General features: G+C 57.2%; 10 protein-coding genes and 1 pseudogene. 5 read left to right on the forward strand and 6 right to left on the reverse strand.

Annotated elements, in window-relative coordinates; translation table 11 throughout:
• Positions 1-274: 274 nt before the first annotated feature.
• Positions 275-580: a hypothetical protein gene (locus NW863_RS11170; RefSeq protein ID WP_414366401.1), complete on the reverse strand. Its 306-nt coding sequence runs from the start codon at positions 578-580 to the stop codon at positions 275-277.
• Between the two features lie 241 nt (positions 581-821).
• On the opposite strand from NW863_RS11170, the gene NW863_RS11175 reads away from it, so the two are divergent.
• Positions 822-1,085 carry a ParB N-terminal domain-containing protein gene (locus NW863_RS11175; protein ID WP_414366403.1) on the forward strand — a complete coding sequence of 88 codons (264 nt, stop codon included), beginning with the start codon at positions 822-824 and terminating at the stop codon, positions 1,083-1,085.
• Positions 1,086-1,108: 23 nt separating this feature from the next.
• Here NW863_RS11175 and NW863_RS11180 read toward each other — a convergent pair whose 3' ends face one another.
• From NW863_RS11180 to NW863_RS11195, 4 genes are all read right to left on the reverse strand, one after another.
• Positions 1,109-1,780 carry a response regulator transcription factor gene (locus tag NW863_RS11180; RefSeq protein ID WP_414366405.1) on the reverse strand — a complete coding sequence of 224 codons (672 nt, stop codon included), beginning with the start codon at positions 1,778-1,780 and terminating at the stop codon, positions 1,109-1,111.
• A 180-nt stretch (positions 1,781-1,960) separates the two neighbouring features.
• Positions 1,961-2,749, reverse strand: coding sequence for an ABC transporter permease (locus NW863_RS11185; RefSeq protein WP_414366406.1), 789 nt, complete (start codon positions 2,747-2,749; stop codon positions 1,961-1,963).
• Positions 2,746-3,504: a uroporphyrinogen-III C-methyltransferase gene (gene cobA / locus NW863_RS11190; protein ID WP_414332467.1), complete on the reverse strand. Its 759-nt coding sequence runs from the start codon at positions 3,502-3,504 to the stop codon at positions 2,746-2,748. The genes NW863_RS11185 and cobA overlap by 4 nt, the downstream gene beginning before the upstream one ends.
• A 67-nt stretch (positions 3,505-3,571) precedes the next feature.
• A complete protein-coding gene (locus NW863_RS11195) occupies positions 3,572-4,336 on the reverse strand; it encodes a sirohydrochlorin chelatase (protein ID WP_414366408.1) in 765 nt (254 codons plus the stop codon).
• Between the two features lie 143 nt (positions 4,337-4,479).
• On the opposite strand from NW863_RS11195, the gene NW863_RS11200 reads away from it, so the two are divergent.
• The 4 genes from NW863_RS11200 to NW863_RS11215 all read left to right on the forward strand — a co-directional run bounded on the left by NW863_RS11200 (position 4,480) and on the right by NW863_RS11215 (position 8,449).
• Positions 4,480-5,433, forward strand: a complete 954-nt coding sequence (locus NW863_RS11200) for an asparaginase (RefSeq protein WP_414332471.1) — start codon at positions 4,480-4,482, stop codon at positions 5,431-5,433.
• 72 nt (positions 5,434-5,505) lie between these two features.
• On the forward strand, positions 5,506-6,273 hold the full coding sequence (locus tag NW863_RS11205; RefSeq protein ID WP_414366410.1) for a hypothetical protein: 768 nt from the start codon (positions 5,506-5,508) through the stop codon (positions 6,271-6,273).
• On the forward strand, positions 6,270-7,220 hold the full coding sequence (locus NW863_RS11210; RefSeq protein ID WP_414366411.1) for a hypothetical protein: 951 nt from the start codon (positions 6,270-6,272) through the stop codon (positions 7,218-7,220). The genes NW863_RS11205 and NW863_RS11210 overlap by 4 nt, the downstream gene beginning before the upstream one ends.
• Complete coding sequence (locus NW863_RS11215) at positions 7,217-8,449, forward strand: BREX system ATP-binding domain-containing protein (RefSeq protein ID WP_414366413.1); 1,233 nt, start codon at positions 7,217-7,219, stop codon at positions 8,447-8,449. Before NW863_RS11210 ends, NW863_RS11215 begins: the two co-directional genes overlap by 4 nt.
• 325 nt (positions 8,450-8,774) lie before the next feature.
• Here NW863_RS11215 and NW863_RS11220 read toward each other — a convergent pair.
• Positions 8,775-9,020: pseudogene (locus NW863_RS11220) on the reverse strand (DUF3318 domain-containing protein); the annotation flags it as partial.

The following is a 9,020-nucleotide window of genomic DNA, read 5'->3' on the forward strand; positions in this document are numbered from 1 at the left end:
GAAGCGATATATCCAGAATCAGTCAGGAGGCGCTATCCCTCCCCACCCGGGTGGGGAATCCCGCGCCTTACGTTGAACAGCAGCTAAAACTGCTCTAAGGCTTTTCCGCCCCGCACTACTCGCGCTAGCGGCGCCGAGCGCTGAGTACGGGACTACCAAGCTACTCTGCTGTGTGTTGCAACCTTCTCCAAACCGGCGCTGACAGCCGTTGACCCCAGCCAGGGAGCAACAGCAGCCATGGCAAGATGAGACATCTGGTCAGGGATCCCAGGTCTCAGCCAAGGCCTGGTCTGGAGAGTCTAGTGAGAATTGCAATAGAACTGACTGCACGGCCACTGTCGGTGGCGGAAGCAATGCGGGAAATCCGGGATCCCGTATCGGCCATGGCCCAGAAGCTGCCGATGCTTTTGGCTGTAGAGGTGCCCAGGAGAAATTCCACTGCATCAGAGTCCGGGGATTGCTCCTGAGCAGTGATCACCACCGCCGCTTCCCCACCTTGCCCAGCCACTGCTGGAGTGGAAGGTTCCGGCGTGGGCTGAGAGGCTTCTGCTGGGCGGGGAGAAGGTGGCTGCAGCGGCATCTCGCCAGGGGAGGTTTGTGGGACCTTGCCAGGGGGTACGGGGGGAGCCTGGCCGGCGATCTTTCCCCAGAAAGCTTGGAGGAGTTGCCACATGGCTAAGTTGGCTCCTGAGCGAAAGGGCAGTGAGGAATGGTGCTATCCTGCCATGCTCTGCCCTGAGAATCCACTCCCTCTGCAAGTCTTGCTAGAGCAAAGTCATAACGAGTATGATTAAGAAGCTTACCTAGGGAGAAAATTCACCATGGCGCACATTCGCGAGATTCCCCTGGCCCAAATTCGTCGCCCCTTGCCGCGGCAGACGGATCCGGAGAAAGTGCAGGCGTTGATGGCTTCCATCGAAGCCATCGGCCTGCAGGAGCCGATCGAGGTTTTGGAAGTGGAGGGAGAGTACTACGGGTTCTCTGGCTGCCACCGCTACGAGGCATTTGTTCGCTTAGGCAGGGAGCGAATTCCCTGCCGGGTGCGCAGGGCAACGCCTGCCGTCTTGAGACTCCACCTGGCCTAGGAGGGATCCCTCTCTCTCCCAGCCTATTTTTTGTCGCCCGACTCTTCCTGGGGGACGTAGCCCCGTTCGTAGGCAAAGCGCACCAGTTGCGAGCGATTTTCCAGAGAAAGCTTGCTGAGGATGTTGGTCAGGTGAGTTTGCACAGTGCGCGGGCTAATGAACAGCTTCTCGCCGATTTGCTTGTTGGTGAGGCCGCGGATCACTTCCCGGAACACCCGCTCTTCGGCGGGGGTGAGGGGAAGCTCGGCTAAGCTGGAGCGGGGGGCGGCTTCGGATTTGGCCTGGGTCTGCTGCTGGATCAGGCGCAGAATCTCCAACTGGGTGCGGCGGGCTCGTTCGATTTGCGCCTCGATTTTGGCCACCAACTCCAGCGGCTCGAAGGGCTTGATGATGTAGTCATCGGCTCCCCACTCGTAGCCCTGAACACGGTCGTCCAGCTCACTGCGAGAGGAGAGGAAGATAAAGGGGACGAGTTCGCCGCCCCGCTGTTGGCGCAGTTGCCGGCAAAACTCGAAGCCATCCATTTCCGGCATCACCACATCCGACACCACCACATCCGGCTGCTCTTGGGCAAACAGGCGCAGCCCTTCTACACCCGAAGCGCCCGTACAAACCCGATAGCCGTGCTGAGTCAAGTGGCGGCTCAGCACCTTTAAAGAGAGGGGATCGTCATCTACGACCAATACGCGCTTCATGATGACTAGGGGGAGAGGCTGTTGAGGAATGACTAAAGAGATGATCTGAGGGCGCTATTCACCTCTTGCCGCAAGTTTAAGTCCAGATAGGATGCTGGCGATCAACTAACCCCTGCCCCATAATAGTCGTTCCAGAAGCAGTCTTGCTGCCGGCTCAGGCGGACTGGGAAATAGGTTTGTTTAGGCTCCCATCCCGGAGTAGCGTTGCAAACCCTTGCGCCACAGCCAGCGGTTGACCAGCCAAAACAGCCCCAGCCAGGCCAGGCCCATGCCAAAACCGCGCGGGATATCTTGTGGGATCCCCACCCAGAGGCCGGCGGGAAAATGTACCAAGTAGGGAAAGGGCGTCCAGGCCAAGACCTGGCGCACCGCCGGTGGAAACACCTCCAGAGGGGCGATCACCCCCGACAAAAACAGGTACACCAAGAAATGAAGCTGCTCCAGAGCCGATATTCGCTCCACCCAAAAGGCCAGCAGCGCCAGGGTGTACTGCATAAGAAAGCGCAGGGCAAAAGCCAACAGAATGGCCAGGGATCCCAGTGCCACCTGTTGCCAAGACGGGATCCAAAAAGCACGGGGGTAGAGCAGGAAAAAGAAGGCAATCAAAGCTATGGTAAAGGGGAGACGGGCCAGGCGCTCCATCAGGTGGCTGGCGACGTGGTGCCAAGCGGGATCCAGAGGCTGCAACAGACGCGGCGATAACTTGCCTTCGACGACCTCCCGCTCAAAGTCCCAGATCACCCAGGTGATGCTGAACTGGCGCACCAGGAACACGGCCAGAAAATAGCGGCTGAACTCCAGGGAAGAGAGCGAGAAATCTCCTGAACGGGCGGCTTCGCTCCAGAGCCCCATCATGATCAAGGGCAGGGATCCGGCCAACACCCACAGGATCAGCTCCGCCCGGTACTCCAGCATGTAGGCGTAGTAGGCGGCAAAGAGCGCCCTCAGCTTGCGAAAAAAGGCGTTCATTGAGGCTCTGAAGGGGCAAGCGGACATAGAGTGGGCAACAGGCCGGCCAGATTGACCACCGCTCCCACCACGACAATGGCGGGCGGTGCTACAGGCGAGGGCTGACCGGCTAGAGTCTCCAAACGGAGCAGATGAATCTCTTGCTCCGGCGTGGTGCCCCAGCGGATCAGGGCAACGGGGGTGTCGGGAGCTTTGCCGCCGGCCAACAATTCGGCGGCGATGTGGCCGAGGTTGTGCATACCCATGTAGATCACCAAGGTTTCGACGGCCTCGGCTAGGGCACGCCAATTGACCTGGGGGCGGTATTTCCCTACCGCCTCATGGCCGGTTACGAAGGCAACCGAGGAGCTGAGGTCGCGATGGGTGAGTGGGATCCCAGCATAGGCGCTGGCGGCCATGCCCGCCGTAATTCCCGGCACCACTTCCACCGGGATCCCGGCCTGCACCAGCGCCAGCATCTCCTCGCCCCCCCGCCCGAAGATGAAGGGATCCCCGCCCTTGAGGCGCACCACCACGGCTGCCGTCTGGGCTTTCTCGATCAGCAAGGCGGTGATTTGCTCCTGCGGGAGGGTATGGGCGCCGCAGTGTTTGCCGGCGTAGATTCGTTCTGCTGTGGGTGGGATCAGATCCAAAATGGGGGATCCCACCAGGGCATCGTAGATGACCACGTCCGCATGGGCGAGCAGCGCTTTGCCCTTCACCGTCAGCAGTCCCGGATCCCCAGGCCCTGCTCCCACCAGATACACTTTGCCCATCTCAAATCCCAATAGCTTGTCGGAAATATCTATTCTGCTGGAACAGGACAGTTTTGACCAACCAACCCTACTTCCCGGTCAGACAGGCCGTCTGCAGGGTCTCCTGGATGGCGTGTACCACCTGGGGATCCCGCCAGAGGGGCGGCTCCACCGTAATCTGCAGCAAGGGCCATTCTCGCTGTAGCCGCTGAGCTTGTTCTTGTAAAGCGCGCAGCAGACCGCCCGGAAAAAGAAAAAACGGCAGCACCCGCAGGCGATACTGGCTCAGACGCAGGCAATGGATTACAGCCGCTTCCAGTGTCGGGGGCTGGGCGGCAAAAGCCAGGTGGATGGGGGTTCCGGGCAGGCGCTGTTCCAGAGCTTGGATCCCGGCCTGGAGCTGGGCGGCAAATCCCGGCAGGCGGCTGCCATGGCCAAATAGGATCCAGCCGTGGGTCAGTTCCCCCAACCGCTGCGCCGCAACCACGCGAGCCGCCACCAAATCGAGCAGGGCCGGGTGCTGGCCGATGGGGGGCGTCAGCAGCAACTGCAGGCGCGGCCAGCGAGCTTGAACCTGCTCCACCGCAGCCGGCAAATCCTCCTCCACATGGGATCCCCCGCCCATAAACAGCGACAGCAGCACCACCGGCCCATCGACTCTATCCAGACAGGAGGCCAATTGTCTGTGAATCTGCTCTGCCAAGGTCAGGGGCTGACCTTCCAACTGGGCCAGCTCCACCGGCTGAGGAGCCAGCCGCTGCCGCACGCGGGCCAGCAAATCCGCCGCCGCCTGTTGGTATTCCGGATCCCGGCTGCCGTGACAAACCAAAAACACCAGTGGAGCTGAGGACATGGCAAAAGTCAGGGATCCAGAGGCAACTGTTCTATTTTGCTACTTAGAAAGGTTCCGGCAACGTCTCGCGCCGCATCTGCGCGTATGATTTGATTAAAGTACACATCCTTTTTTCAGACTCGTCGGCCCTTTCCCAGGATTTCATGTCATTTGAGAATCGTTCCACCACCCCCGAACTGTTGATCCATGTTTTGCGGGAAGGGTTGACCGAATCTATCCATCATTGCCAAGCGGTCGTGGCCGATAGCCGCGGGCGCTCCCTGGCCATGGCCGGCAACAGCACCACCCCTGTTTTTGCCCGTTCTGCGCTCAAACCCTTCCAAGCGCTGGCCATGCTCTCCACCGGCATCCGCGAGCGCTACCGCCTCAGCGAGAAGGATATCGCCATTATGTGCGGATCCCATCAGGGCACCACGGCCCATGCGCGGCAGGTGTTCAGCATGCTCTGGCGCGCCGACCTGTCTCCCGAGCTGCTGGTCTGCCCCACCCCACCCGGCAAGCCCAGCCCCCTGTGCCACAACTGCTCCGGCAAGCATGCTGGCATGCTGCTAGCAAGCCGCGCCCAGAACTGGACCCTGCCGGACTACGCCCAGCGGCAACACCCCGTTCAGGCCCTGGTGCGGGCTAAGTTGGCGGATCTATTGCAGATGCCCTCGGAAGAGTTTTTGTTTGCCCGCGATGACTGCGGCGTGCCCACCTACCAACTGCAACTGAACCATTTGGCCTCTCTATTTGCCCAACTGACTGCCGGCGAGCGGCCCGACTTGGAGGCCATCGCCCGCGCCATGACCCACCACCCGGAAATGGTGGCCGGACAGGGATGTTTCGACACAGAATTGATGCGGGCCACCCAAGGCGAGCTGGTCAGCAAGTCCGGCGCCGAAGGGATCCAGTGCATTGGGCGCGTCGGAGAGGGGATGGGCCTGGCCATCAAGGTACAGGATGGGGCCGCGCGGGCCAAATATGCCTTGGCTTTGCACCTGCTGCAGCGCATGGGCTGGATCCAACCTGCCGCTGCCGAAATGCTAGGGGAGCGCTTCCTCGCCGTCGGCCCCTACACCCGCCTGGAGGTGGAAGGGGAGCTGCGCATGCCCTGAGCAATCCAAGCGGGGCTGAGTCTTGCATCTTACTCCCTGGCAGTGCTACCTTGTCAAAAAATTGGAAGAAAAATGTTTGAAGAGTCTTTCAAAGCTCTTGACGGCGAGCTGGCCAGCTTGGTTGAGCTAACTAAGAAATTGACGAAAGCGGTAGGCAGTGCCCAAGCTGCTAGCAGAAGGGGAGATCTCCAAGCAGTAAACCGCCAGGTAGAAAGCTGTGGCTCTGCCCTCAACAAAGCTCTCTCCCAAGTGGAGCTGGTGAGGCGAGCTCTTGAACAAGCCCAGCAAGCTTTGTCCACCTCCTCCCTCGAAGACCTGGCCCGCGAAGTGGGGGAACGGGTAGACCAGCCCTGGCTTCCTACCGAGAATCCCAACATTTTTGTGGCCTTTCCTGCCTTAGTGCACTTCGCCAGAGAGGGGGTACGTATTGACCGCAAGATTTTCCGATCCCAGCGGCCCAGTGCTATTGCTGAGGCGATCAAGCGAGCAAGAGCCGCCAAGAGCAAAGAGACTGATCCCCAGGCTGTCCTTCAGCTCATTTGGAAGGCAGCAAGAATTGCGTCAGGCTACCTGAGAAAGCGTGTGGAGCAACTGCCTAACTCCATAAGTGTAGCTGCGCGAGATGTCTTCGATGTTCTCCACCTCAATAACTCAGACTACACAGAAGCAGAATTTACGCGACATCTTTACCTTCTAGATCGAAACCCAATCAACAATGTGGATGGCTATCGCTTGATCTTCTCTGCATCTACAGGCACGCGCTCAGGTCGCTGCTATCGCATTCGCGATGAACGCGGTGAGGAACATATTTACTATCTTTTGGAGTTTGAGCGTCTATGAGTGGGGAAACCCAGAGTCGTCTACAGCTTGATTTATGGCTGCGTTGTCTTGAGAAAGACTACCTGGGATCCTTCATCCCTGCGGGTGGTGCAACCGTCAAGCTAGCTGTCGTCCCAAAAGATTCCTACTCCCACCTCTACAAATCTCTTCAGGAAAAGCTATCTCTTTCTTCTTTTCAGCTTTTTGATCTAAGCGAAGAGCGCATCAATCTACATTCAATTGAGAATTTTTGGTTTGCCCTTGCTCAGAGGGTAGACTGGGAATCTTTTGCCAGAGAACTGCGCTATAGCATTCTCAGAAAAATTGGATATTCCCCCAGCTCAGAACTTCAAGACTGCACTTTAGAGGAACTGGCAGAGCTTTACCAAGTTGAGGCCCGCGAGATCAACATACAGTTCCAGCGAGAAATTAAGAAGCTGATTTTTCAGGACTACTCTCTGGCTCTCGACTTTCGCAAGGCTATTTCCCGTCTTATCTACGAGCCTCTCCAAAGTCCAGGCACTCTAGAAGGTTTGTGCCTTGCGGTTCAGGAGTGGCTCAAAGGCACACTGAAATCTATTAGTCAAGTGCGTGGGGCAGCTATTTTTCGAAAAATTGATAGGACAAATTCTCGAGAGATCCTACTTTCTTTTCTGAGGCTTTTCACGCGCCAGCTCGGTTGGACAGCAATTCTTGTCAGTCTGTTTCATTACTACGAGCGAAGAGAAAATGGACGTCCAATCTTCACTCGTAGGCAAATTATTGAGCTTTACGAAACCTTGCGAGAGTTTATCGATGCAGAGAGTAAGCTTGAGAAAACAGTCCTAATCTTCATGGCTCCTCTAGACTTTATTGAATCAGAACTTTTGTCCTACCATAAGTACCGGGCCTTGCAAACTCGAATTGAGAACGAGGTATATTCTCCCAATTATCCCAATCCTTGTACAACTATGGTTCAACTTCAATGAGCGCATCACTTGTAGCCCGACGAGCGATTGAAGCGCTGCGAAACGGTGTTCCCAATCCATTTGCAGTTGCAGAACTTGGCTCTTGGCAACAAGAGGTCGAAGAGAAGTTTTGGGAATTATGCAACGCCCCCAGCTTAGAGCCTGGGGGGATGCTCGTGAAGGGGGACTTTGGAACTGGTAAGTCTCATCTTCTACTAACTCTGCAGGAAAAAGCAAAGAAGCAGGGTTTTGCCACCTCGCTGGTTGTCATCTCTAAAGAGCTGCCTCTTGGCAATCCTAGTCGCCTAATTCCCCGCATCCTTGCCGAAATCGAACTCCCTGACATGGCTGAGCGCGGGCTTCAAGGCATTGCAGGTCGTCTGCAGTACAAACAGCCTTCTTTCCAGGAGTTCCAGCTTTGGGTTAACCAATGGCGATTTGGAGAGGGCTGGTGGCCGTCTACTCTAGCTTTACACCAAAGGCTAGAGGGTGACGATGAGAAACTAGATGCTATTGTCCGCTTTTGGGCCGGTGAACCCACCCTGAGGCTCTCAGAGGTGCGGCAGAGACTTCGGGATCACGGTCTGGCAGGGGCTCACTCCGTCGGCAAGCTACCTCCTGCGGAAAGTCTGCACTGGCAGCGCCTGGCTTTTTCTGCTCAGCTATGTCGGGCCATAGGGCTCAGGGGCTTGGTGGTTTTGGTGGATGAGATCGAGCTGATTGCACAGTACAGCATCCTGCAGCGGGTCAAGTCCTACCGCGTTCTTGGCCACTTGTTTGGCAAGGAAACTTTACCTGAAGAACTAAAAGCAGCTCCGCTAATTCTAGTGGCAGCAGTAACCCGCGACTTTGAGAAGTCTATCTTGCAGGAAAAAGGGGATTGGGAGAAGGCACCTGAGATGGCGCGCCAGAAGCATGTTTCTGAGGAAGCTGTAAGGGCCGGCATGGAGGCCATTCGGCGGGCTATCCCCCTCCGTTCCTGTTCGGAAGCTCAGGTGGCCATTCAAGCGATGTTGCACAAGGTGGCGGATCTCTACCAGAAAGCCTACCCTGATTGGGTACGGCCATCACTGTCTGAGCTCCCTCCTCTTTACGGCACAACTACCGTGCGGTCAATTATTCGCCGTTGGATTACTGAGTGGGATGTGCGCCGGTACTACAACCCTACTGGTACAGTTCAGATTGAGGAAGACAAAGCGACTGGACACACCCCTACGGAAGAGATCCAAGAACTGGAAGAGGAAGCTTAAGCAAGCCTAGGTGCTCCTCAAACTTAATCGGCGGGAAGCCCCGCACTGTATGGGTGAATTGTGTTGACTCAAGAGCCAATCAGTGTCGGGATGAAAGCCGTTCGTGCTTCAGTTGAAGAGATTGAGTTAAATCTCTGGAGAGCTTCCCTGACTGGTTTCCACCGTGGGTTGCACGGTGGCAGCACGCTGAGACCTCTGTACCAACAAGTCTGGGAAGCGTGAAGCCGTACGCTATCGGTTCGCGCAGCGTGGCGTCAGCCATGTTGTGTTGACTCAACGAAGATGAGGGTCGGAAGTCATTCCCCACCTAGCTCGCAGCGACTGCTCAGCGCTGAAAGGGATTTTGGTAGGGGTTGGGGCCTTGGCCCTTGTTGCGGTACTTGGGATTGATGGTCAGGGTGCCGGAGCCGAGGCCCCGCTGCGCCAAAAACTCCAGGTTGCGGCGGCGCATGGTGGTGTCGTAGTCATCCTTAACGCGATCTTCGAGGATAGCTACCTGCTGCAGGGCACTCAGCAAAATGGCAGCCGCCTGTTCAGAGGTGTAGCCGTTTTGGGAGGCATAGCGCACGGC

Origin of the sequence: Synechococcus sp. B60.1, assembly GCF_047462555.1 — a bacterium.
Classification (GTDB): Bacteria; Cyanobacteriota; Cyanobacteriia; order Thermostichales; family Thermostichaceae; genus Thermostichus.

Bases quoted from the DNA above. Each gene is read 5' to 3' on its own strand.
- NW863_RS11170 (WP_414366401.1), bottom strand. From the start codon at position 580: ATGCCGCTGCAGCCACCTTCTCCCCGCCCAGCAGAAGCCTCTCAGCCC.
- NW863_RS11175 (WP_414366403.1), top strand. From the start codon at position 822: ATGGCGCACATTCGCGAGATTCCCCTGGCCCAAATTCGTCGCCCCTTG.
- NW863_RS11180 (WP_414366405.1), bottom strand. From the start codon at position 1,780: ATGAAGCGCGTATTGGTCGTAGATGACGATCCCCTCTCTTTAAAGGTG.
- NW863_RS11185 (WP_414366406.1), bottom strand. From the start codon at position 2,749: ATGAACGCCTTTTTTCGCAAGCTGAGGGCGCTCTTTGCCGCCTACTAC.
- cobA (WP_414332467.1), bottom strand. From the start codon at position 3,504: ATGGGCAAAGTGTATCTGGTGGGAGCAGGGCCTGGGGATCCGGGACTG.
- NW863_RS11195 (WP_414366408.1), bottom strand. From the start codon at position 4,336: ATGTCCTCAGCTCCACTGGTGTTTTTGGTTTGTCACGGCAGCCGGGAT.
- NW863_RS11200 (WP_414332471.1), top strand. From the start codon at position 4,480: ATGTCATTTGAGAATCGTTCCACCACCCCCGAACTGTTGATCCATGTT.
- NW863_RS11205 (WP_414366410.1), top strand. From the start codon at position 5,506: ATGTTTGAAGAGTCTTTCAAAGCTCTTGACGGCGAGCTGGCCAGCTTG.
- NW863_RS11210 (WP_414366411.1), top strand. From the start codon at position 6,270: ATGAGTGGGGAAACCCAGAGTCGTCTACAGCTTGATTTATGGCTGCGT.
- NW863_RS11215 (WP_414366413.1), top strand. From the start codon at position 7,217: ATGAGCGCATCACTTGTAGCCCGACGAGCGATTGAAGCGCTGCGAAAC.